Raw genomic sequence first — 23,057 nt, 5'->3', positions numbered from 1 at the left:
GGCGGCACATGAACTGATTTTAACTGTCAATGAAAACGCCAGCCACTAATATAAAGCCATGATCACGTTCAACTTCGCAAAACCACTCGCCTGGCTGCTGCTCGCCGTCATCCTCTTCGTCACGGTTTCGCCGATCGGGCTGAGGCCGGAGACCGTTACGACGGTCGACACCGACCGCGCAGGCGCTTATGTTCTTCTCGGCCTCGCCTTTGCGCTCGCCTATCCGAAACAGTGGAAATTGGTGGCCGTGCTGCTGATCGCTGGTTCCGTCGCCATCGAATATCTGCAGTACCTTTCGCCGACGCGCCATCCGCGCCTGCATGATGCCGGCATCAAGGCAATGGGCGCCGCCTTGGGGCTGCTCGCCGGCTGGGTGATCAACAGGTGGCGCGCGACCAAAGCGCCAGATACGCTTCCTCTCGCAGAAAGCTGATTATCCTGGACTAGAACCCGCGCAGCTGCACGGCCCAGAAAAACAGTGGTATTGCAGCGATCGCAGTTCCCAGAACAAGCGCGACACTGGTCTTGACGATCCGGACGCGCCGAACCCTAGCCCCACTCCAATCGTAAACCATCGTCTTACTCCCAGAAGACAACACTTACTCAACCGCCGCGGCGCAATCCTTGCACCGAAAATGCCCCCGTCAAGCAATAGAACGCATATATCCACAATATACATGCATATTCAAACGATATTGTGAAGCTGGTCCGGGGCGACCGGAATCGAACCCGTATGACCGAGGCCGATAGATTGTCGCTGAAACCCGGTACACTTGATCGGCATCGAAAACGACTTTGACAGTGCATGCCTAATGCTCGACGGCGAGCAAGTCAATTTCCGCTCGCCGCCGTCTCGCGCGTTTCCACATAATTCTTTCGTCGGAAGCCGAATAAAATCATGCGAAATTCAGAGTGTTACAGGTCTATTTCGCGTCTGACGTAACCGCGCTATAGCACTTCCACTAGCCGTCATAATGGCCGGAGAACGCCGCCTCTGCCGACTTGACGGTGACTGCCAAATTCACGCCCTTTGTGACCGTCGCGCCGGTGGCGCGAAGATCGGTCACCACTTTCAAGCCACCCGCCTTTGGGGCCGGGAGCGGCAGTACTGTGCCGGCGTCCAGATCAGCGACCCAGAGCCCGTCTTGACCTTCAACACTAATAACAACAACTGTAGCCATGTTTTTGCCCTCTAACGATTGATGTTTAAAATCCAGCTTTCTTCAGGCCTTCACGATAAAGATCTTTATGCCATTGCTCTTTACTTGGAACTGCAGACAACCACTTGTCCACATCGAAGTCCGGGTTGCCTTCACGAAACCTTCGTACAAAGACCCGCGCCTTGTCCTGATGACCCAACATGGCCCAACTTGCGGCGGACAACCTGTCCGCTAAATTGGGGTCGGCCATCTGCCCGATATAGTCCAGCGAAGCTTCGAATTCGCCGAGGGCATAGTTTGCTCCCGCAGCAGTCCAGAAATAGGTATCGGGACCGAGGGGGTTCAGCTCGATTGCCCGCTCGATCTTTCGCAAGGCCATGGCGGGGAGCGAACAATGAACCAACGTGTCCGCGTAGTCGGCAATCACGTCGGCATAGTGTGGCGCAAGGCTTTCTGCAATTTCCATTGCTTCGGCGCTTTCATCAAACGCGCCCTGCAATAGTTTGGCAACACCGAGCTCGCGATAGCCATCGGCAAAGTCCGAACGCATCTCGGTGGCCTGCTTTGCGAAAGTCTCAGCCAATTGCAAAAGATCGATATCACCTCGGGCCGTCAACAACCATTCCTTGGAGTAGGTGCGCGCCATAGAACTCTGCGCCGGCGCGAAATCGGGGCTTTCGCTGAGCGCGGCCTTCATTTCCTTGCGGGCGCGCCGCAGGTTCGGAAGTGTCAGCCGCGCCAGGTGCCGCCTGCCGACAAGATATCGATGGTAAGCGATCGGGTTCAGATCTTCGCGCAACGCCTCATGGCGCTCGATTTCGCTGGACACGGAGAGAGCGATCTGCCGGGCAACAACTCTCCTGTCTCTGGCGAGATCCATACGATCGAGGCTGAACCTTTCGGCCCAAACTATTTGATTCTGATCGAAAAAGATCAGCTGGGCGAACAGGGTCACTTCATCGCCGGAATTGCTGATCCGGGTGTCGAGGATATAGTTGACGCGATGCCGTTCAAAGAAGGCTTTCTGCGTCTCCACCTGGTGGCCGATCTGAACCGCCGAATACGGGGCTATGACCTCCAGGCTGTTGAAGACGCAAAATCCGATCGTGATATCCTCCACCAACGATGCGGCTAGAAAACCAGCTTGAGGCCGAACGGATTGGTTCCTGGGCGGAAGCAGCACCAAGCGGGGAATGGCAATGCTGATATCTTCGGGCTCAAGGGGAAGCGCCGCGTCGAGTTTCGCCTTTGACGACATGGATGTCGGACGGAGAGGTTTTGCATCACCGTCATCGGATCCGGTGCGCGGGGCGATGCCTTTCGAAGTCGCACTACGCCGCTGTTCGAAATAGTTCCGGAGGGATTCAACTTCCTCTTCCGCGTTGAATATCCGGATGAGCAATTGCAGCGTTTCCGGATCCCTCGGCTCCGTCCGAAACAGGATAACCGCTGCCTTCCTCAGGAGTTCGGATTCCTTTCCCGACTCGGCCAATCGGGACGCCGTTCTCAATGTATTTGCGAGAAACTCGATATGGTAGTTTTCCCGTTCGGCAAGCCACCGCTGAAACTGACGGCTATGGCTGTGAACCGCCCCCAGAAAAGGCTGGTTCATCAGTTTCACCAGCTGTCTCAGTCGGGCAAACGGCTCAACCTCGTCCTCCTGGTTCGATAGCAGAATGTCGGAAGACAGAGACGCCCGTTCAAGGGTGAGTATGTTGCCCTTTGATGAAAGGATGTTTACCCCGAGATCGATTTGGCGGGCCTTAATGCGCGAAATCACCTTGCGTAAAGTCGAAAGTGCAACGTCCCTGTCGGCCTCGCCCCATAGTAAGCGAGCCAAGGTCGTTCGATCTGCCGAACCTTGATCGGTTGTGAACAAATAGGCGAGAAGCAGCAGGCCTTTCTCGGGAAACGCAACAGCGTTCCCATCTCCGTCAACGAGCTGCAACGTCCCGAAGGTCTTCAGAACAAAAGCCATTTTGCCGTTTAGTCACCACATGTCCCGGCATTCACAATGAAAAGTGAAGTGCACGTATTGCAACAGTAGAAATCGCAAACACTACCCCTGCCAGTACTTTGTCCCAATGTCCTGCGAAATTCAACAAGCTTGTGTCGCAGGGGTTGTGCCAAGTTTTCTACGCTGACTCGCATAATGTTCGCAGTCGACCGTCGCGCCCTCGCATATCGGCAAGATAAATCGGAAAATTCGTGCCGTATCGTTGCTTTTCAAAGCTCTAATCAGCAGGCAAGATCTTCGCTTTACTGCCGAATTCAGCTGGACATTCGAAGCGGCCAGCGTTTTGGAACGCCATATCCCCAGTGCCCAATATCCGACCTCATCTCTCAAAGCCGATATAAAATTGTGGAGGGTGATTGCGGCCTCCAGACTTTGAAACGGAATCGCATGCCCACCCCTGAATATCGGTTGAGAAAACCGTCTCTCTTTGTTAGCAGGAAGAACCACGCGGACGTGGTGGAATTGGTAGACACAAGGGACTTAGACAAAATTGAGTGCACTGGCGGAAACGCCTGATGTAGAACTGCTCAAAGTCGGGGAAACCTGTCAGATGGCAATCCCGAGCCAAGCCCCGCAAGGGGAAGGTGTAGAGACTAGACGGGCAGCACCTAAGGCAGACGCTAGGGTGAAGGTATAGTCCAGACCACAAACGCCGGAAGGCGGCGGCGAAAGTCGTAGCTGGTAAGAAAATCCCTCGGCCTAGGCTTTGCGGGTTCGACCCCCGCCGTCCGCACCACCAACAAACAGTCATGCCCCGCTTTGCCGGTGGCACCGGCGAATGATCAGGCAAGTATTTCCCATCAAACGGAAAGGCGCCGCAAGCTTACGCTCGCCGCGCCTTATTATTTCTCGTCAAAGATCAGGCGAGCTTGGCAGCAAGCTTGGCGACATGGGCGCCCTGGTATTTCGCGCCTTCGAGCTCGATCTCGGAAGGCTGGCGCGAGCCGTCGCCGTTGGTGATGGTGGAGGCGCCGTAGGGCGAGCCGCCCTTGACTTCCTCGGTACCCATCTGGCCCTGGAAGGCATAAGGCAGGCCGGCGACGACCATGCCCTGGTGCAGGAAGGTCGGGATGAAGCCGAGGATGGTCGATTCCTGGCCGCCGTGCTGGGTCGCCGACGAGGTGAAGACCGAACCGAGCTTGCCGACGAGCTTGCCGGCAAACCAGAGGCCGCCGGTCTGATCCCAGAAATTGCGCATCTGCGAGGCGACCGTGCCGAAGCGGGTGCCGGCACCGACGATGATCGCGTCATAGTCCGCCAGTTCGTCGACGGTGGCGATCGGAGCGGCCTGGTCGACCTTATAGTAGGAAGCCTTGGCGACCTCTTCCGGAACCAGTTCCGGAACGCGCTTGACGGTGACGTCGGCACCAGCCGACTTGGCGCCTTCGGCAACCGCATAGGCCATGGTTTCGATATGGCCATAAGCCGAATAATAAAGGACGAGAACCTTCGCCATCTTCTGTCTTCCTTCACGCAGTGGGTTGAATGTCGTGATCGAGAGGATCTTTATCATGCGCGGATTTCCGAACACAGTCCCGCCTTGAAGAACTCAGTGTTCAACGCCCGTGGACGAAAATTCACTTGCGCTTCTCATTCCAGCGGGAATGAACGCGCCTGATAGCTGTTTGCAAAGGGGCCGAAGGACGCTACCTATTCACCAGCCCCACTTCACGGAACATCCCATGAGCCCTGCCATCGTCGTCACCGCCGCCATGCTCGCCATCGGCGACGAACTTCTTTCCGGCCGCACCAAGGACAAGAATATCGGCCACCTCGCCGATCTGCTCACCCTTTCCGGCATCGACCTCAAGGAGGTGCGCATCGTCGCCGACGACGAGGAGGCGATCGTCGAGGCGCTGAACGCGCTTCGCAGCAAATATGATTACGTCTTCACCTCAGGCGGCATCGGGCCGACGCATGACGACATCACCGCCGATGCCATTTCCAAGGCGTTCGGCGTGCCCTGCGAATATGACGAAGAGGCGATGACGCTGCTGGCCGATATGTACCGTCGCCGTGAGATGGAATTCACCGAGGCGCGCCAGCGCATGGCGCGCATGCCGCGCGGAGCTGTCCATATCGCCAATCCGGTGTCGACGGCGCCGGGCTTCATCATCGGCAATGTCCATGTGATGGCCGGCGTGCCGCAGGTCTTCCAGGCAATGGTCGACAATGTGCTGCCGACGCTTCGAACCGGCACGCCGGTGCTCTCGCTCGCCATCGCCTGCCCTTACGGCGAAGGCGAGATCGGCACGCCGCTGACCGCGATCCAGAAAGCCCATCCGGAAACCAGCATCGGTTCCTATCCCCGATATATCGGCCAGAAATTCTCGACAGAGATCGTCGTGCGCGGTCGCTCGCAGGCGGCGATCGATGCGGCCGGCGCCGAGGTGCACGCCATGATCGAGGCCATCCGCCAGCGAAAGGACATCGCCGAAAACCATTCCGCCGAGGCTTGAGGACAATGCCGGAGCCGGCGACCGAGCTTGATCCCCGTCAAGGAACGGAAGAACGGTCCGGTGCATTCCTTCCCTCGCGCACGCCATTTCAGCGCAAGGAGAATTGATATGTCTTACAAAACCATTCTCGCCATTCTCGATACAACGGACAATAGCAGCGCGGTTGCCGATTTCGCCTTTGCCTTCGCCGCCGAAAGCGGTGCTCATGTGATCGGCCTGCATGCCGAAACCATCTCCGCCGTGCCGCTGGTGGCGCCGATGGAAATCCCCGATCCTGTCGCCGTGCAGGCGCTGCAGGATATGGCGCATGGCGAAACGATCGCAGTCGAGCGGATCTTTCGCACTAAAGCGGAAGCATCGGGCGGCTCCTCCGAATGGCGCAGCTTTGCAACATCAACCGGCTACGGCTCCGCACCGCTGATCGAAAGCGCGCGCAGCGCCGATCTGCTGATCGCCTCGCAGGCCGACCCGGCCAAACCCTCCGACAGCCATGTCGACGTCGACAGTTTCCTGTTCGAAACGGGCCGGCCGGTGCTGATTATCCCCTACATCATCCGCCAGCCAAAGCCGATCAAGCGCGTGCTGATCGCCTGGAACGGCTCGAAAGAGGTGGCGCGCGCCACCTTCGACGCGCTGCCGATCCTCAAGGCCGCCGACGAGGTGGAGATTTTTTCGGTCGATCCGGCCGACACGGCGCTGCAATCGCCGCTGACGCCAGGCGCCGAGATCGCCGCGACACTCGCCCGCCACGGCGTGAAGACTACGCTTGCGACGGCCCGAAGCGTCGACAAAAACACCTCGCATGTCATCGAGAACCGGCTTTCGGACGACAGCATCGATCTTCTCGTCATGGGCGCCTATACGCATTCCTGGCTCTGGCAGATGATTTTCGGCGGTACGACGAAGACCTTGCTGCAATCGATGACGGCGCTGACTCTGTTGTCGCGTTGATGGTTGCCGCCATCATCGGCGCTCTTGCCTTTTACCGGCAAATTCCGTTAATTGCGGCGACCGATGACGCTTCGAGCCTCGGCCACAACTCGCGCAGTGCAGCTCGCGAACTCGCGCGTTGCAACTCGCGATCTCGCGCAGTTGCAACTCGCGCGATTTCTGGTTTGGCCGATTGCCGCCTCAAGCTCGTCCGGTCGCCGGCAAACGGCGTGTTGTTTTTTCATGCCGCGGAGCAGCCCGATGTCCCTTCCCGATAAAGCCTTTCCCGTTTCCTGGGATCAGTTCCACCGCGATGCGCGCGCGCTTGCCTGGCGGCTTGCCGGCCTCGACCAGACGTTCAAGGCGATCGTCTGCATCACCCGTGGCGGCCTCGTCCCGGCCGCGATCATCTCGCGCGAATTGAACATCCGGCTGATCGAGACCGTCTGCGTCGCCTCCTATCATGATTATGTCAACCAGGGCGACATGACGCTGCTCAAGGGAATAGCGCTCGAACTGCAGGAAAATGGCGGCGAAGGCGTGCTCGTCGTCGACGATCTGACGGATACCGGCAAGACCGCTGTCCAGGTACGCACCATGATGCCGAGGGCACATTTCGCCTGCGTCTATGCCAAGCCGAAGGGCGTTCCCACCGTCGATACGTTCATCACCGAGGTGAGCCAGGATACCTGGATCTACTTCCCTTGGGACATGGGCTTCACCTACCAGGAGCCGATTGCCAAGGGTCCGCGCTGATCGCCGATCAGAGCGCGCGATCCTAATATTTACCACTTGAAATTGTTCCAGATTTTGTCAACCCGGCCTCGTGAATCCGCTATCGGGATCTGCAGATCTATTTTACCTTATACTCATATACTAAGCGGGGTGCGAATCGTTTCAAGTTGCGCTTAAAGCGTGCAGCGACGATACGGTACAGGGAAGCAAGATGGCGCGGTGGGTGCATATAGGAGCGGCTGTAACCCTTGGGTTGGCGTCCTTTCTGTTTCCGCCGACGCTTGCCCGCGCCGAGCCTGCTTATATTCCCCTGGTGCGCGACTATGTCGAGACGCGGATCCGGCCAATGGTGGAAACGCCGCTGGTGCTGAAAGCCATCGCCGAGCAGAATGCGCAGTTCGGCAATGTCAGCGAAATGGATATGCGGGTGCTCGACGAGATCTACCGGTCGGAGGTCGATCAGCACCACCTGCAGATGGTCAAGCTGCTGCTCGACAAATCCGTGTCGCATTACCTGAAAACCAGGCAGGACGCCTCGCAGGGGGCGATCGTCGAATTTTTCGTCACCGACAGTCATGGGCTGAACGTAGGGCAAAGCACCATCACCGCCGACTATTGGCAGGGCGACGAGGAAAAATACCTCAGAACTTTCGCCAACGGCTCCCGCGAGATTTTCATCGACCGGGCGGAACGCAACGAATCCACCCAGATGCTCGAAACGCAGGCGAGCTTCGTCGTCATGGACGAAGAGGACAGGCCGATCGGCGTCGCCACCGTCACCATCGCCATCGATGCGCTCTGAAGAGTGCGAATTTCCTCGCCGAATCGGCATGCGCATTTGCGCCGGAAATGCCATCACAAGATTTGCCGCGGGACGTTTTTTTGCCGTTCCAGCACTTTCCTTAGCCGGCGACGCGTGCAAGCCATTGTAATTTCAGGGCTCCCCGGCTTTCCCCAATCTCCACAGGCGCATCCACAAGATGTTGTGGTTAGCAATCTATTAAGAGCCAGCCCTTGACGGAATCACCTGTTTCAAACTTACTGTCTCTGATGTTGCGGCGGCGACAGGACCGGAGGTAACGAGCCCGGTTCCCTTTTGAAAATTAGACGCGGAATCAGGGTAATGTGCCGGGAACGGTTCAGGCCTGACAGGATTTCTGCGCGGTTTTCAGCCTCCAAAAAAAGTGACATTGGGACTGGCGATAATAAGCTGTTAATACTATATTTAGTGTTTGCAGCCACCATCACCACAAGATACAGGAAGGGCATCTCCGGATGACACCCCTGTGACAATACGGAAACGAGACTGGCTGCACGACGACAAAAGTGCCGCCGGATAGGAATTTTGCGCCCTGGTCGCGGGGATCGGGCGCCAACACGAGGTTAAGACCATGCGCATCGAACGTCGTTTCACCAAGGCCGGACACGGCGCCTATGCGGATATCGAATTCCGCAAGGCGACGAGCGAGATCAAGAACCCTGATGGTTCGATCGTGTTCCGCCTCGAGAATATCGACGTTCCCGCGCAGTTCTCCCAGGTCGCGACCGACGTTCTGGCGCAGAAGTATTTTCGCAAGGCCGGCGTTCCCACCCGGCTGAAGAAGGTCGAGGAAAACGACGTTCCTTCCTTCCTGTGGCGCTCCGTTCCCGACGATGCGGCGCTGAAGACCCTGTCCAAGGATGAGCAGACCGGCTCCGAAATCGATGCGCGCCAGGTTTTCGACCGTCTTGCCGGCACCTGGACCTATTGGGGCTGGAAGGGCGGCTACTTCTCTTCTGAGGAAGATGCTTCGGCCTTCCAGGACGAGCTTGCCTATATGCTCGCCACCCAGCGCGTCGCGCCGAACTCGCCGCAATGGTTCAACACCGGCCTGCACTGGGCGTATGGCATCGACGGCCCCGGCCAGGGCCATTTCTACGTCGATCCCTTCACCGGCAAGCTGACCAAGTCGAAGTCGGCCTACGAACACCCGCAGCCGCACGCCTGCTTCATCCAGTCGGTCGAGGACGATCTCGTCAACGAAGGCGGCATCATGGACCTCTGGGTGCGTGAAGCGCGCCTGTTCAAATACGGCTCCGGCACCGGCTCCAACTTCTCGATGCTGCGCGGCGAAGGCGAAAAACTGTCCGGCGGCGGCCGCTCCTCCGGCCTGATGAGCTTCCTGAAGATCGGCGACCGCGCCGCCGGCGCCATCAAATCGGGCGGCACGACGCGCCGCGCCGCCAAGATGGTGGTCGTCGATATCGACCATCCCGATATCGAGGAATACATCAACTGGAAGGTCAAGGAAGAGCAGAAGGTGGCGGCCCTCGTCACCGGCTCGAAGGTCGTCGCCAAGCACCTGAAGGCGATCATGAAGGCCTGCTTCAATTGTGAAGGCGGCGATAACGGCGATTGCTACGATCCCAGCAAGAACCCTGCCCTGAAGCGCGAAATCCGCGCCGCCAAGAAGGACCAGGTTCCGGAAAACTACGTCCAGCGCGTCATCCAGTTCGCCCGCCAGGGCTACAAGGATCTCGAATTCAAGACCTACGACACGGATTGGGATTCGGAAGCCTACCTCACTGTATCGGGCCAGAACTCCAACAACTCCGTCTCGATCAAGGACGACTTCCTGCGCGCCGTCGAGACTGACGGCGAGTGGAACCTGACCGCCCGCAAGGACGGCAGGGTGATGAAGACGCTGAAGGCACGCGATCTCTGGGAAACGATTTCCTATGCCGCCTGGGCCTCTGCCGATCCGGGCATCCACTTCAACACGACGATGAACGACTGGCACACCTCGCCGGCCGGCGGCCCGATCCGCGGCTCGAACCCGTGCTCGGAATACATGTTCCTCGACGACACGGCCTGCAACCTTGCCTCGCTGAACCTGCTGCAGTTCAAGGACAAGGCCACCAAGCGCATCAATATCGGCGACTACGAACACGCGGTTCGCCTGTGGACCGTCGTGCTCGAAGTCTCGGTGATGATGGCGCAGTTCCCGTCGAAGCGCATTGCCGAACTCTCCTACGAATACCGCACGCTCGGCCTCGGCTATGCCAATATCGGCGGCCTGCTGATGTCCACCGGCATTCCCTACGACTCCACCGAGGCCCGCGCCATCGCCGGGTCGCTGACCGCGATCATGACCGGCGTATGTTATGCGACCTCGGCCGAAATGGCCGGCGAACTCGGGCCCTTCCCGAACTTCGCGCCAAACCGCGAGAGCATGCTGCGGGTCATCCGCAACCATCGCCGCGCCGCTTACGGCGAGACCTCTGGCTATGAGGCCCTGTCGATCGACCCGGTCGCGCTGATCCATTCGGAAAACCCCGACCAGGATCTCGTCGCCCATGCCAAAGCGGCCTGGGACAAGGCACTCGCGCTTGGCGAACAGCATGGCTACCGCAATGCCCAGGTCTCGGTGATCGCGCCCACCGGCACGATCGGCCTCGTCATGGATTGCGACACCACCGGCATCGAGCCCGACTTCGCCCTCGTCAAGTTCAAGAAGCTCGCCGGCGGCGGCTACTTCAAGATCATCAACCGCGCCGTGCCCGACGCGCTGCGCACGCTCGGTTATTCGGAAAGCCAGATTGCCGAAATCGAAGCCTATGCCGTCGGCCATGGCAACCTGAACCAGGCGCCGGCGATCAACCCGTCGACGCTGAAGACCAAGGGCTTCACCGACGAGAAGGTGGAAGCCGTCAACGCCGCGCTGAAGAGCGCCTTCGACATCAAGTTCGTCTTCAATCAGTGGACGCTCGGCGCCGATTTCCTCAAGGACACGCTGAAGGTTTCCGACGAACAGCTGGCTGACATGAGCTTCAGCCTGCTCGACCATATGGGCTTCTCGAAGAAGGACATCGAAGCTGCCAACGTCCATGTCTGCGGCGCGATGACGCTGGAAGGCGCACCCTTCCTCAAAAATGAACACCTGCCGGTTTTCGATTGCGCCAATCCCTGCGGCAAGATCGGCAAGCGCTACCTCTCGGTGGAAAGCCACATCCGCATGATGGCGGCGGCCCAACCCTTCATCTCGGGCGCGATTTCCAAGACGATCAACATGCCGAACGACGCAACCGTCGAGGATTGCAAGAACGCCTACCTCTTGTCCTGGAAGCTCGGCCTCAAGGCCAATGCGCTTTATCGTGACGGCTCGAAGCTGTCGCAGCCGCTCAATGCCTCGCTGATCGAAGACGAGGACGACGAGGATGCGCTGGAGGAACTCCTGCAAGCGCCCCTCGCCGCCCAGGCCGTCACCATCACCGAGAAAATCATCGAGCGGGTGGTCGAGCGTGTTTCCCGCGAACGCGAAAAACTGCCGAACCGCCGCCAGGGCTATACCCAGAAGGCCGCCGTCGGCGGACACAAGGTCTATCTCCGCACCGGCGAATTCGGCGACGGCCGCATCGGCGAGATCTTCATCGACATGCACAAGGAAGGCGCTGCCTTCCGCGCGATGATGAACAATTTCGCCATCGCCATCTCGCTCGGCCTGCAGTATGGCGTACCGCTCGAGGAATATGTCGAGGCCTTCACCTTCACCAAGTTCGAGCCGGCCGGCATGGTCATCGGCAATGACGCGATCAAGAACGCCACTTCGATCCTCGACTACGTCTTCCGCGAACTTGCCGTCTCCTATCTCGGCCGCCACGATCTCGCGCATGTCGATACGTCTGATTTCTCGAACACCGCACTCGGCAAGGGCATCCAGGAAGGCAAGACCAACCTGCTCTCCACCGGCTGGACCCGCGGCTACAAGCCGACGCTGGTGCCCGGCACCGGCGGCGAACGCCAGGCGGGCGAACCCAAGGGTGCGGCGACCGCAGCGCCAGCCCGCGCCACGTCCACCGGCACCGTGACCGTCTTTGCCGGCAGTGCCGCCCGCAAGCTGGAACCGACGGTCGCCATCTCCACCTCCGAAATCGTCGCCTTCAAGCGCGACTACGAGGAGCGCGCCAAGGAATTGGCGGAAGAGATCGCCGAAGAGGTGACCGAGGAAATCACCAGCGACGCGACCGCCCTCTTCTCCGACAAGGCCGCAGCCGACGCTGCAACGGCGAAATCCGAAGCCAAGAAGGTGGAAGCCGAACGCCGCCAGCGCTCGATCATGCAGGGTTACACCGGCAACATCTGCTCGGAGTGCCAGAACTTCACGATGGTGCGGAATGGGACTTGCGAGAAGTGCGATACGTGCGGTGCGACGAGCGGGTGCAGCTGAGTAATGCGCGGATGTATAGGCAGCCATTCATTTTGACGGGCAGCCACTGAAACGCAGAATACGTCTCGCCCCAAGCCGAAAACTTTGGGCGAGACGAACCCGTTCGAGATATCCCTGTTGATTGTGCGAGGCTTGGGCAGTGCACTCTCGCCGTCGTTTCCGGACGCCGAAGGGCGTTGAGACAGCAGCCTCGGCAGAGAATCCTGCCCCATCGTTTCGAGAGAATCCGCTCGGGCGTGTTGGACGTCGATCCTGAAGCATCCCGTCGGTCGCTCAGGGACACTCTTTGTCGATCGCACGATGCGCCCGGATGGCGGCTGCGACGCACACCCGTGACAGACCGTAATAGAGAGGCTCACAGGATGCGCGATGTCACGTAGCTGATCATCGACATCGCCATGATCGGGATGATGGCTTAGTGATCACCGGTGATTTCCAGGATGATGACAAAAGCCGTCATCGGGTCGGGGCCTGCACGACGCCCGCGAAATAGCCGGCCATGCCGAGAATAGTGGCAAGGGCGATGCTGGTGCCGAGCAACGAACCGACCGTGCTGCCGAAGCGGGCGCCGACTGCAAGCGAGGGCGCGAAGATGTCGCCCGGAATGACAGGGGCTTCGGCCGGAAAGGCTCGACGAGGTCGTACATGGAACCCCTGAGCCCCCAACTCGTTTGACGAGGTCGGCATGGCCTTGCATATTTAACAGCGTCCCTCCTGCCGGCGTATCCGGACGCCGAGCTTCTCCAAACCACGAGTCCGCCCTTGGCCTATCCGCAGCTCCGATCCCGGGATCCCGAACTCGAACATGAAACGCAAAGCGGCTTGCCTGCGTTGGTCCTGGCGGCGCTCGGCGTCGTCTACGGCGACATCGGCACCAGCCCGCTCTACGCCTTCAGGGAAGCGCTCCATGCGACCGCGGGAAGCGGATCGCATCGTGAGAACGTGCTTGGAATCCTTTCTCTGATCGTCTGGGCCCTGACGATCGTCGTGACCGTGAAGTATGTCACGTTCGTGCTCAAGGCCGACAACCGTGGCGAAGGCGGTACACTTTCCCTCATGACGCTGGCTCGGGAAAGTCTCTCCGGCAGGCCGGCCTGGGTCCTCGTGCTCGGCGTTGCGGGCGCATCGCTCTTCCTTGGCGACGCCATCATCACTCCGGCCATATCGGTATTGTCGGCTGTTGAAGGGATCCAGGTGGTTGCCCCGGCTTTGTCGACGTGGATCGTCCCGATAACTCTCACGATCATTGCTGTGCTTTTCTTCGTTCAGCGCTTCGGCACGGCCGGCGTGGCAGCAGTGTTCGGACCGGTCATGGCGCTGTGGTTCGTGGTGCTCGGGCTCAGCGGGGCGATCCATATCCTCGACGATCCAGCTGTCTTTTCGGCCGTCAATCCGCTCCATGCGCTCCGCTATGCGACAAACAACGTCGGCATCACAGTGACGGTGCTGGGCGCCGTCTTTCTCGCGGTTACAGGTGCGGAGGCCCTCTACGTCGACCTCGGCCATTTCGGCCGGCGTCCGATCGTGATGGCCTGGTTCCTGCTCGTCTTTCCCTGCCTCCTGCTCAACTACTTCGGTCAGGGCGCCTTCGTGCTCTCAAATCCGGAGATGGCCGAACACCCCTTCTTCGGCATGCATCCCGACTGGGCGAAAATTCCGATGGTCTGCCTGGCGACGGCGGCGACCGTCATCGCCAGTCAGGCGGTCATTTCAGGCGCCTACTCGCTTGTCCGTCAGGCCATGCACCTCAACTTGCTGCCGCGCCTGCAGATCCTGCATACCTCCGAGGCCCATTCCGGGCAGATATTCATGCCGCAGGTGAACTCCTTCCTCTTCATCTTCGTGGTCGCGCTGGTTCTCTACTTCCGTAGCTCGCGTGGGCTGTCCGCCGCCTACGGCATCGCCGTGACTGGAGAGATGTTGATCACTTCGGTGCTTCTCTTCGTCGTCATGCTACGCGTTTGGAACTGGAAACCGGTAAGCGCCGCGGCGGCCGTGGCGCCGCTCTTCCTGATCGACGCGGGCTTCTTCACCGCCAACGTCGCCAAGTTCGCCGACGGCGGCTGGGTGCCGGTCGCGGTCGCCTGCACGATGGGTCTCATCATGCAGACCTGGATGTCCGGTCGTCGTCTGCTCGCCGCCCGCACGAAGATGGACGAAATCCCGCTGGCGTCGATCATCAACAGGCTCGCGCAAAAGAAACCACCGACTGTGCCGGGCACGGCCATCTTCCTCACCAGCGACGTCGAAGGGGCACCGACTGCGCTTCTGCATAGCCTCAAGCATTACAAGGTACTTCACGAGCAAAACATCATCCTGAGCGTCGTGACCGCGACGACGCCTTTTGTCCCCGACGACGAGAAGATTTTCCTGGAGAGTTTCAATCCGCTGTTCAGCCGGCTGGTCGTCACCTTCGGCTTCATGGAGACGCCGAACATTCCCCGCGCCCTCGTCCTGGTACGTAAGCTGGGGCTGAAATTCGACATCATGTCCACGTCCTTCTTCCTGTCACGGCGGACGATCCTGCCTTCCAAGAAAGGCGGCATGCCGTTCTGGCAGGATCGTCTCTTCATTACGCTTGCGCAGAATGCCGGCAATGCGACAGACTATTTCGGACTTCCAACCGGCCGAGTTGTCGAACTTGGCCTACAGACGACGATCTGAATATTACAAGCGTCAGACGCCGACGCACTCGCGGGAACAATCTTTGTCCGTATTCAACCTCGTCGCCCCTCTGCTCACAGCAGGAAGTCGAATAGGCGCTTGCTGGCCCTCGCCGTCCAAGATGGCTTCACGGCGCCGGCAATTAATGGCGGCCCAAATGATGGAACCAGCTGCGATTGATAAAACCGGTTGAGCATGGCGTCGCACACGTAATGCCCCCAATTCGTCAGGTGCTCCGTCTCCTCAGCGCCCAAGAAATGAACGTAGGTGCCGACGTCGGAGGGAACGACCGGGGACGGCGGCAGCGTGTAAGATGCATATGGCTCGAGTTCGGCGTTCTTGCTGTCGATCGACCAATAGACGCCACGCGTTCTTGCGCGCAGAGCCGATTTCGAGGGATCGTCGAGGCCAAGCATATCCGCCAGTTTTGCAGCCTTGAAGGCGGCGACCAGGTCTCGCCGCCTCAACGACCTCACCTGATTGTCGGTGGTATCGAGAACACGCTTGAGCTGGGAGAGATAGTTCCAGTATCCGCGGGTGGTGGAGGAGCGCCAAGGCGCTCCTGCGTCGCTGACGAGCAGGCAGTCGCAGCGTTTCAGCGCCGGCTCGATGCCGTGATTGTCATAAACGCCACCGTCGCTCAATATCGCCCTGTCCGGAGCAACGGGTTCGCCAACCGTGTCATCGAGTTTTTCCCTCTTCCAGGAAAACTGCGACAGGTCCAATCGCAGCGGTGACAGTACGGGCGGGAATGCAGCCGAAGCGGCAACCGCGGTCGCGAGCGAAAGTGCCGGATGAAACGACAGGCCGATCCTGTAGTCCGCGATATAGCGGTTAGACATGCGGAAGAGCGAACCGGTGCTGAGATTGCTGGAGCAGAATACGAACCAGGGCGACCCCGGAAGATCTTTCAGGCTTGGCGACTTTCCGTCGAAGAGATGTCGCTCATAGAGTTTTGCCGCCTCCTCCGCCGCGCTCGAGAAGGGATTGAACACGCCCTTCAGAAAGCTCGGCCCATCGGCGAAGACCTGGCTGAAGGCCAGAATGCGATCGACATATTCCGTCTTGAAGTTGACGGCGACCTCATTCTTAAAGACCAGCCGCGGCCACACATAGGCCAGCAGACCGGAGGCGATGGATCCGCCCGATACCGACGAGATCATGTCGAGCTTCGCCAGAAGACCGGCCTCGTTCAGCCTCGCCAGCGATCCCGCGTGGAACAGCATGGCCCGATAGCCGCCGCCCGAAAGGCAAAGGCCAAGTTGATAGCGCTCCGCGGGTTTCTCGGGTTCGCCGGATCCAGACAAGACGCTGTCTTCCTCGGGATGCTCGTGTTCTGACATGCTTTATCGTGTCGCGTTAACAGAATGCCGACATCCGATGTATACCAGATCAAGATCGGCGCGTAGGAATGTCCTAGTGGATTTGCGCAGAGATGGCGATCCAGCCCATCTTTCACTTCGATCCGCCACTCCGCGGATTGACCGAAGCCTGCCTCGGTGGGCCGCCCCGATCGGACTTGCAAAAAATTCCTCGCAATGTTCAATAATGATCGTAAAGGCGGGGCGAATCGATGCGTTACATCGCGGCTGGGCTGTTGTTTCTATGCGCATTTCCTCTGTCTGCGGCAGAGATCACGCGACAGCCGTTGGAGAATGATACCGATCTGATCTCCGTCACGGGCGTCTTGAACGACGGTGACGAAATCGTCTTCAGAAACCTGGCCGCGGCCTCCAGCAAGGCCCTTGTTTTCCTGAACAGCGAGGGCGGGGATCTCAAAGCCGGGATCGAGATCGGGCGTGCCATCCGCCTTCGAGGCTTTGCCACGGCCACCCCGCCGGGGACCTTGTGCGCGTCAGCTTGCGCCCTCACCTGGCTTGCCGGGTCGCCCCGGTTTCTTCAGCCTGAATCCAATATCGGCTTCCATGCCGCCTATCGCGTGGTGGACGGCAAGGCCAGCGAGAGCGGCGTCGCCAATGCGCTGGTCGGCGCCTACCTCAACCAGTTGGGATTGTCCGATACCGCCATCGCCTACGTGACGTCGGCACCACCTGAAGGCATCGCGTGGCTGACGGCCGCCAAGGCGCAGGCCGTGGGCATCACCTACGACGCGATCGACGAGGACGGACCTGATCCGGCGTCCGAGGCGGGCAAGACGTTTCCACACGATCCGATGGGCGCGGTGACGGCCTTTTACTCCGCGCTCGCTGCAGCCGATGGTGAAACCGCCTCGGCGCTGGTCGTTCCGGAAAAGCGCGGCCAGGGGCCCTTCAACGAAGCTTCGATCCACGCCTTCTTCGGCGCGATGTCGCAGCCGCTAAAACTCACAGGCACGGCGTTGCGCGGCGACGATGAGGTCAGGGTTTCCTACAAATACGTCACCAATGACGGTCGTCGCTGTAAGGGCCGCGCCGATGTCCAGACCACCTATGTGTTTGGCAAAACACTGGTCTTGAGGATCAAGGTGCTTGATGGTTGCTAGCCAGATACCTCCGCTTTGAAGCAGTAACCGGCCGCTCGTTCCCTCGGGCGGACTGCGGCCCCTGCGGTCGCTGGCTGCGGACCGGCGATATCTACTCTGCATACCTCCGGGAGTTGGCATCGCATTTGTGCCATTCCCAGTCCATTCCGGCTTCACCCTCACGGCCATAACACCAGTCGAGGCGATCGAGCAGCGGACCGAGCTCGTCGCGCCGTTTGCACGCCTGCAGTGTCTTGACGCCCTCGCGGTCGAGGCTACCGCGGCAGATGTCGTCCAGCCCTATCCACTGGTCAATCAACCGATCCGGCGCCTTGGCTCCCTTGTCCGTGGCGAGCACCTTTCCGGTCTCGGACTCGATCTGCAGGGAGGCCGTGTTCCACACGTAAGAGAATTCCGCCATCCCGGCGGAAGTCTTACCCGTTTCCTTGTTTCGGGCAAACCACTCGACAATTCCCGACATTTCGCATTTTCCGGCACAGCTCGCAGTCACGGAGCCGGGTTTGACGCTGTAGATGCGCTCCGGCCAACGTTCCGCGAAGGCTGCCTTTTCCTTCAGGACGGCGTCTTTGTCGACCGAGTTGCCGAAGAAGGAGACCTCATCGGCATAGATGCTCTTCATGAAGGCTAGCGCCGAAGCGCTGTCTTTTGACCATTCGTCATTGTATCGGTTGACGAAATCAACCGCTTCCGTGGTCAGGTCGCCGGGTTCGGAGGCAGCCACCTCCTCGGAAGCGCCGGGGTCTGACGGCATGTCGGCGGGTGTTGCGCTCTCCTGCGGTGCGGCGCCTGGCGGGGGCGGCGCGCTTTCCTGTGCCGAGGGCATATCCTCGGGCGTGTTGATGTTCCAGTCTCGCATTTCGGCAGCGGTGAGATACCGTATATCGGTGCTGTCGATCGACAGACTGAGTTGCAGCAGATTGGGGCTTACCCCCATGTCGGTGAGATAGCCGATGATGTCGCCGGTCAGCGCTTGAACGGTCGAGACGGCCAATTTGTTATCCACGCCGGCATCGTCGGATAGGGAAACCCGATGCACGCCGATAGACCCTGGCTCGGCAAATCTTTCAACACCACCGACGAAGGCGAAGGCGCAAGCCGATGCACATTCCATGGCTCTGATCTGGAGCGTTTTTGCATTCAGTGCGCGGATGGCGCGGCCGAAGCTGATCGCGGTGACCACGTTTCCGCCGGGCGAGTCAAAGCTGATGTAGTCCGCTTGGTACTGCCGGTATTCGACGACAAGCTTCGTCGGATCGTCGGAGAACTCAAACACGCCCTTTATCACCAGGCCACGCTCTCCCGGCGCGCCGTCCAGACGTTGGTAGGAAATTGCTGCATGCCCCTCTCCGGCCAGGGCGACGAATGCCAGCAGCATCGATATGAATGAGACGGATTTCAGCATTCTTCCCCAGCCTTCGAGCACGTATTTCTCCTGTCGTCACTCGCAGCATATCTTGCTCACTTGTTGCCAGGCTGATCACCGAATCCTCGGCGTGAGCCCGCTTCAATGCGACCCAAGCCCATGGCGATCACGAGTGAAAGATCAACAGCTTTGACGAGAACATTTCACCCTACCCAGCAAAATCCGATCAATGCACAAGGGGCGATCTTCTGGCAAGCGGCACAATCAGAAGTGATAAGACACGGTAAACGCCGGTTCCTCGCCGGCATCGCGACATTCCTATCCGCACGGTCGGGATGCTTGGGCTAGATGTGCTTGAAATCGGTCCTATCAATTCCCGAGCGGCGGGCCTTGTAGACCGATGCACTGAATATCGGTTATGTCGCCTGCACCGAGCATCTGACCAGCGAGGCACTTCGTGACTTCTACCTATGACGATCACGCCCTCGACCTGACGAGCGACGCCGATTTCTTCTCCCTTCTCACCGGAAGCTACAAGCGCATTGTCGGCCGTCGCCTTGTCCGGGACGGGCAAGGACCGGACTGGCTTTACAACGATGCGCCTTTCGTGGTCCTCGCCCACAATAGCGAGCCGGACCCGCGCTTCATCTACGCGAACCGCACCGCGCAGAAATGCTTCGAATATGGCTGGGAGGAATTCGTCGCGCTGCCGTCTCGGCTTTCGGCCGAACAGCCCGATCGCGCCGAGCGCCAGCAGTTGCTGGATAGCGTCACGCGCGACGGTTTTGTCGACAATGGCCGCGGCCTCAGGATCGCGAAATCGGGACGGCGTTTCTGGATCGAGAAGGTGACCGTCTGGCAGCTCATCGATGAGACCGGGAAGCGGCTGGGCCAGGCTGCGATATTCCCGTCATGGCGGGACGAGTAGTCGGCTACCGCCGGATCTGCCCCGCCGGCGGTGAAATCACGGCCTCACGCGGTCAGGATGCGCTGCCTGAAACGCCGGCAGTTCTGCGCACCTACTATCGATATCGGCGATGCGTCGGAAACACGTGATATCAACGCCCCAACGGCGGGCGTTATAGACTTGCGGGATAAGGCAGAGGTCCGCCATCGTCGGCGTGTCGCCGAAGCTGAAGGCTCCGTCGTGTTCGCCGATCATCGCCTCCAGCTTGCGCAGTCCGTCGGCGATGAAATGCTTCATCCATTCCTCGCGGGCGTCGGCCTTGTCGGTCATGGTCGTGAGATGGGCCACGACATGCATGTTGCAGATCGGATGGATGTCCATGGCGACCGCATAGGACAGCGCCCGCACTGTCTGGCGATCGGCGCTATCGGATGGCAGCAATCCGCATTCCGGCCGAAGCTCGGCCAGATATTCGATGATGGCAAGCGACTGGGTCAGGGGTCTTCCATCGACCACCAGGGTCGGCACGAGCCCCTGCGGGTTGAGCGTGAGATAGTCCGGTTTCCCATGCGCTCCCTCCAGCAGATTGACCGGCACCGTCCTGTAGTCGATCTCCAGCAGGTTGAGCGCAATGCGGACGCGATAGCTCGCCGACGATCGCCAGTAGTCGTAAAGAACGACCTCGCTCATTGCGGCCCCACTCCCCCATAACGTTCGACGGTCTGCTCGATCGCCCCGAAGATCGAATGGCCGGCGCGATCCTTCATCTCGATGCGGACCTGGTCGCCGAACTGCATGAAGGGCGTCTTCGGCGCGCCGGTCTCGATCGTCTCGATCATTCGGATCTCGGCGATGCAGGAATAGCCGTCCCCTCCCTCTTCGACCGGCCGGCCCGGGCCGCCGTCCAGCTTGTTGGAAACCGTTCCCGAGCCGATGATCGTTCCGGCCGTCAGATTTCGGGTTTTGGCGGCATGGGCGATCAGCTGGCCGAAATCGAACGTCATATCGATGCCGGCATTGGCCTTGCCGAAGGACTTGCCATTCAGGCTGACCAGTAACGGCAGATGCAGCTTGCCGCCATCCCAGGCGTCCCCGAGCTCGTCCGGCGTCACAGTGACAGGCGAAAATGCCGAAGCCGGCTTGGATTGGAAGAAACCAAATCCCTTGGCCAGTTCGTGGGGGATCAGACCGCGCAGCGACACGTCGTTGACCAGCATCACGAGGCGGATGGCGTCGCGTGCCGCTTCCGGGCTTGCCTCCATGGCAACGTCGCCGGTGACGACGGCGACCTCGCCTTCCATGTCGATCCCATAGGCCTCGTCAGCCACCAGGATCGGCTCGCGCGGCGCGAGGAAACTATCCGAGCCTCCTTGATACATCAGTGGATCGGTCCAGAAGCTTGCCGGCATCTCGGCGCCGCGCGCCTTGCGCACCAGTTCGACATGGTTGACGTAAGCGGAACCGTCGGCCCATTGATAGGCCCGCGGCAAAGGTGACGTTGCGTCATGCTCGTGAAACCGGAGCGTCGGCTGGGCGCCTGTCTCGATGCCTTCGGCAATCAGCGCAAGTCTCGGCGCCACATGCTCCCAGTCGTCGAGTGCTGCCTGCAGCGTGCGGGCGATATGGCCGACTTCGGAGCAGCGGGTCAGGTCGCGGGAAACGACGACGAGGCGGCCGTCCCTGGTGGAGTCCTTCAAGGTCGCAAGCTTCATGTCCCTATTCCGATGCTATTACTTGATGCCCGGGGTTCCGTCGAACTTGCGTTCCAGACCATCCCAGCATTCGAGATAGTCGTCCTGCAGCGTTTCTAGCTCGGCGGCGTATTTCGTCAGTTGCTGCGGGTATCGGGTCTCGAACATGAAAGCCATGGTGTGGTCGAGTTTCAAAGGTTTGAGCTCGGCATTGGCCGCCTTTTCGAAGGCGAGCGCGTCCGGCCCGTGGGGAAGCATCATGTTGTGCAGGCTCATGCCGCCCGGCACGAAGCCCTCCTCCTTGGCGTCATACTGGCCATGGATCAGGCCCATGAATTCGCTCATGATGTTGCGGTGGTACCAGGGCGGACGGAAGCTGTGCTCGGCGACCTGCCAGCGCGGCGGAAAGATCACGAAATCGACATTCGCGGTGCCTGCATCTTCGGTCGGCGCCGTCAGCACCGAAAAAATCGACGGATCGGGGTGATCGAAGCGGATGGCGCCGACTGGAGAAAATGTCCTGAGGTCATATTTGAACGGCGCGTAGTTGCCGTGCCAGGCCACGACATCCAGCGGCGAATGGCCGATCTCCGTGACATAGAATTTTCCGCACCACTTCACATGGACGCGGCAAGGCGTTTCCTTGTCCTCGAAGGCGGCGACAGGTGTCTTGAAGTCGCGCGGGTTTGCCAGGCAGTTGGCGCCGATCGGCCCGCGGTCGGGCAGCGTGAATTTGGCGCCGTAGTTCTCGCATAAATAACCACGCCAGACCGTCTGTTCGCCGGTCCTGGCTACCTTGAACATCATGCCGCGGGGGATGAGACATATTTCCAGGGGCTCGACATCCATGATGCCCATTTCTGTGAATATTTGGATGGCGCCGAGCTGCGGTACGACCAGCAGTTCGCCATCGGCATTGAAGAAGTAATCGTCGACCATGTCCTCGTTGAAGACATAGGCATGGGCTGACATGCCGACCTGGGTCACGGCATCGCCTGCCGTCGTGATCGTCCGCACCCCTTCCAGAAAGTTCAGTTTCTCCGTTGGTGCGGGGATCGGATCCCACCGAAGCTGGCCCAGCGGCAGCGAATGTTCGTCGAGGCAAGGCGCGGTTTTCCAGAGCGGATAGGTGGCGTTGGAGAAGCGCCGGGTGTGACGCACGCTCGGGCGAATGCGATAGAGCCAGGACCTCTCGTTCGTCCCGCGCGGCGCGGTGAACGGCGAGCCGGAAAGCTGCTCGGCATAAAGACCGTAATTGCATTTCTGCGGGCTGTTCTGGCCCTGCGGCAAGGCGCCGGGAAGCGACTCGGTTTCGAAGTCATTGCCGAAGCCCGGCATGTATTTCAGCTTGTTTGCCGTTGCGCCTTCACCGCCCGACGTCTGGATCGATGTCTGGTCCATGCTCAACTCCTCCCCGAAAAACTCTCCGCCGAGCGTCTTTT

17 protein-coding genes and 1 pseudogene are annotated in these 23,057 nt (G+C 59.8%); 9 read left to right on the top strand and 9 right to left on the bottom strand.

All coding sequences use genetic code 11. The annotated features are described in order from the left end of the window. The first annotated feature begins 58 nt into the window (after window positions 1-58). The gene (locus J3O30_RS09485; protein ID WP_207583907.1) at window positions 59-433 is read left to right on the top strand and encodes a VanZ family protein; all 375 of its coding nucleotides are present in this window, start codon (window positions 59-61) and stop codon (window positions 431-433) included. A gap of 529 nt (window positions 434-962) precedes the next feature. Here J3O30_RS09485 and J3O30_RS09480 read toward each other — a convergent pair. The 3 genes from J3O30_RS09480 to wrbA form a co-directional block, all read right to left on the bottom strand. Beyond that, on the bottom strand, window positions 963-1,181 hold the full coding sequence (locus tag J3O30_RS09480) for a hypothetical protein (RefSeq protein WP_207583906.1): 219 nt from the start codon (window positions 1,179-1,181) through the stop codon (window positions 963-965). A gap of 25 nt (window positions 1,182-1,206) precedes the next feature. Beyond that, window positions 1,207-3,138: a hypothetical protein gene (locus J3O30_RS09475; protein ID WP_207583905.1), complete on the bottom strand. Its 1,932-nt coding sequence runs from the start codon at window positions 3,136-3,138 to the stop codon at window positions 1,207-1,209. Between the two features lie 898 nt (window positions 3,139-4,036). Beyond that, window positions 4,037-4,633 (bottom strand): NAD(P)H:quinone oxidoreductase type IV, encoded by a 597-nt coding sequence (wrbA, locus tag J3O30_RS09470; protein WP_207584295.1) that lies wholly within the window; start codon window positions 4,631-4,633, stop codon window positions 4,037-4,039. 226 nt (window positions 4,634-4,859) lie between these two features. Here wrbA and J3O30_RS09465 point away from each other — a divergent pair, with 226 nt between their 5' ends. From J3O30_RS09465 to J3O30_RS09445, 5 genes are all read left to right on the top strand, one after another. Continuing rightward, the gene (locus J3O30_RS09465; RefSeq protein ID WP_207583904.1) at window positions 4,860-5,636 is read left to right on the top strand and encodes a competence/damage-inducible protein A; all 777 of its coding nucleotides are present in this window, start codon (window positions 4,860-4,862) and stop codon (window positions 5,634-5,636) included. Window positions 5,637-5,744: 108 nt separating this feature from the next. Further along, complete coding sequence (locus tag J3O30_RS09460) at window positions 5,745-6,587, top strand: universal stress protein (RefSeq protein ID WP_207583903.1); 843 nt, start codon at window positions 5,745-5,747, stop codon at window positions 6,585-6,587. Between the two features lie 240 nt (window positions 6,588-6,827). Further along, window positions 6,828-7,322, top strand: coding sequence for a xanthine phosphoribosyltransferase (gpt, locus tag J3O30_RS09455; protein ID WP_207583902.1), 495 nt, complete (start codon window positions 6,828-6,830; stop codon window positions 7,320-7,322). Window positions 7,323-7,512: 190 nt separating this feature from the next. Next, window positions 7,513-8,103 carry a hypothetical protein gene (locus J3O30_RS09450; RefSeq protein WP_207583901.1) on the top strand — a complete coding sequence of 197 codons (591 nt, stop codon included), beginning with the start codon at window positions 7,513-7,515 and terminating at the stop codon, window positions 8,101-8,103. A gap of 589 nt (window positions 8,104-8,692) precedes the next feature. Then, the gene (locus J3O30_RS09445; protein WP_207583900.1) at window positions 8,693-12,508 is read left to right on the top strand and encodes a vitamin B12-dependent ribonucleotide reductase; all 3,816 of its coding nucleotides are present in this window, start codon (window positions 8,693-8,695) and stop codon (window positions 12,506-12,508) included. Window positions 12,509-12,781: 273 nt separating this feature from the next. On the opposite strand, the pseudogene J3O30_RS09440 reads toward J3O30_RS09445, so the two are convergent. Next, a pseudogene (locus tag J3O30_RS09440) lies at window positions 12,782-13,114 on the bottom strand (chloride channel protein); the annotation flags it as partial. A 156-nt stretch (window positions 13,115-13,270) separates the two neighbouring features. On the opposite strand from J3O30_RS09440, the gene J3O30_RS09435 reads away from it, so the two are divergent. Next, window positions 13,271-15,172 carry a potassium transporter Kup gene (locus tag J3O30_RS09435; protein ID WP_207583899.1) on the top strand — a complete coding sequence of 634 codons (1,902 nt, stop codon included), beginning with the start codon at window positions 13,271-13,273 and terminating at the stop codon, window positions 15,170-15,172. Window positions 15,173-15,246: 74 nt separating this feature from the next. Here J3O30_RS09435 and J3O30_RS09430 read toward each other — a convergent pair whose 3' ends face one another. Next, window positions 15,247-16,515, bottom strand: a complete 1,269-nt coding sequence (locus tag J3O30_RS09430; protein WP_207583898.1) for a patatin-like phospholipase family protein — start codon at window positions 16,513-16,515, stop codon at window positions 15,247-15,249. A 230-nt stretch (window positions 16,516-16,745) separates the two neighbouring features. Between J3O30_RS09430 and J3O30_RS09425 the strand changes: the two genes are divergently transcribed. Then, window positions 16,746-17,654, top strand: coding sequence for a hypothetical protein (locus J3O30_RS09425; protein ID WP_207583897.1), 909 nt, complete (start codon window positions 16,746-16,748; stop codon window positions 17,652-17,654). Window positions 17,655-17,745: 91 nt separating this feature from the next. Here J3O30_RS09425 and J3O30_RS09420 read toward each other — a convergent pair whose 3' ends face one another. Further along, on the bottom strand, window positions 17,746-19,077 hold the full coding sequence (locus J3O30_RS09420; RefSeq protein ID WP_207583896.1) for a hypothetical protein: 1,332 nt from the start codon (window positions 19,075-19,077) through the stop codon (window positions 17,746-17,748). A gap of 397 nt (window positions 19,078-19,474) precedes the next feature. On the opposite strand from J3O30_RS09420, the gene J3O30_RS09415 reads away from it, so the two are divergent. Continuing rightward, window positions 19,475-19,945, top strand: a complete 471-nt coding sequence (locus J3O30_RS09415) for an MEKHLA domain-containing protein (RefSeq protein WP_207583895.1) — start codon at window positions 19,475-19,477, stop codon at window positions 19,943-19,945. A gap of 36 nt (window positions 19,946-19,981) precedes the next feature. Here J3O30_RS09415 and maiA read toward each other — a convergent pair whose 3' ends face one another. The 3 genes from maiA to hmgA are packed head-to-tail and all read right to left on the bottom strand — an operon-like array spanning window position 19,982 to window position 23,016. Next, entirely contained in the window at window positions 19,982-20,614 is a 633-nt protein-coding gene (maiA, locus tag J3O30_RS09410) for a maleylacetoacetate isomerase (protein WP_207583894.1), read from the bottom strand. Further along, on the bottom strand, window positions 20,611-21,636 hold the full coding sequence (locus tag J3O30_RS09405; protein ID WP_207583893.1) for a fumarylacetoacetate hydrolase family protein: 1,026 nt from the start codon (window positions 21,634-21,636) through the stop codon (window positions 20,611-20,613). Before J3O30_RS09405 ends, maiA begins: the two co-directional genes overlap by 4 nt. An 18-nt stretch (window positions 21,637-21,654) precedes the next feature. Then, window positions 21,655-23,016, bottom strand: coding sequence for a homogentisate 1,2-dioxygenase (gene hmgA / locus J3O30_RS09400; RefSeq protein ID WP_207583892.1), 1,362 nt, complete (start codon window positions 23,014-23,016; stop codon window positions 21,655-21,657). Between the last annotated feature and the right edge of the window lie 41 nt (window positions 23,017-23,057).

It is taken from the genome of Rhizobium sp. NZLR1 (assembly GCF_017357385.1).
In the GTDB taxonomy this organism is placed as follows: Bacteria; Pseudomonadota; Alphaproteobacteria; order Rhizobiales; family Rhizobiaceae; genus Rhizobium.
Note: the sequence above shows the minus strand (reverse complement) of the source record. Positions and strands in the feature narration are given on the sequence as shown.

Bases quoted from the DNA above. Each gene is read 5' to 3' on its own strand.
- J3O30_RS09485 (WP_207583907.1), top strand. From the start codon at position 59: ATGATCACGTTCAACTTCGCAAAACCACTCGCCTGGCTGCTGCTCGCC.
- J3O30_RS09480 (WP_207583906.1), bottom strand. From the start codon at position 1,181: ATGGCTACAGTTGTTGTTATTAGTGTTGAAGGTCAAGACGGGCTCTGG.
- J3O30_RS09475 (WP_207583905.1), bottom strand. From the start codon at position 3,138: ATGGCTTTTGTTCTGAAGACCTTCGGGACGTTGCAGCTCGTTGACGGA.
- wrbA (WP_207584295.1), bottom strand. From the start codon at position 4,633: ATGGCGAAGGTTCTCGTCCTTTATTATTCGGCTTATGGCCATATCGAA.
- J3O30_RS09465 (WP_207583904.1), top strand. From the start codon at position 4,860: ATGAGCCCTGCCATCGTCGTCACCGCCGCCATGCTCGCCATCGGCGAC.
- J3O30_RS09460 (WP_207583903.1), top strand. From the start codon at position 5,745: ATGTCTTACAAAACCATTCTCGCCATTCTCGATACAACGGACAATAGC.
- gpt (WP_207583902.1), top strand. From the start codon at position 6,828: ATGTCCCTTCCCGATAAAGCCTTTCCCGTTTCCTGGGATCAGTTCCAC.
- J3O30_RS09450 (WP_207583901.1), top strand. From the start codon at position 7,513: ATGGCGCGGTGGGTGCATATAGGAGCGGCTGTAACCCTTGGGTTGGCG.
- J3O30_RS09445 (WP_207583900.1), top strand. From the start codon at position 8,693: ATGCGCATCGAACGTCGTTTCACCAAGGCCGGACACGGCGCCTATGCG.
- J3O30_RS09430 (WP_207583898.1), bottom strand. From the start codon at position 16,515: ATGTCAGAACACGAGCATCCCGAGGAAGACAGCGTCTTGTCTGGATCC.
- J3O30_RS09425 (WP_207583897.1), top strand. From the start codon at position 16,746: ATGCGTTACATCGCGGCTGGGCTGTTGTTTCTATGCGCATTTCCTCTG.
- maiA (WP_207583894.1), bottom strand. From the start codon at position 20,614: ATGAGCGAGGTCGTTCTTTACGACTACTGGCGATCGTCGGCGAGCTAT.
- J3O30_RS09405 (WP_207583893.1), bottom strand. From the start codon at position 21,636: ATGAAGCTTGCGACCTTGAAGGACTCCACCAGGGACGGCCGCCTCGTC.
- hmgA (WP_207583892.1), bottom strand. From the start codon at position 23,016: ATGGACCAGACATCGATCCAGACGTCGGGCGGTGAAGGCGCAACGGCA.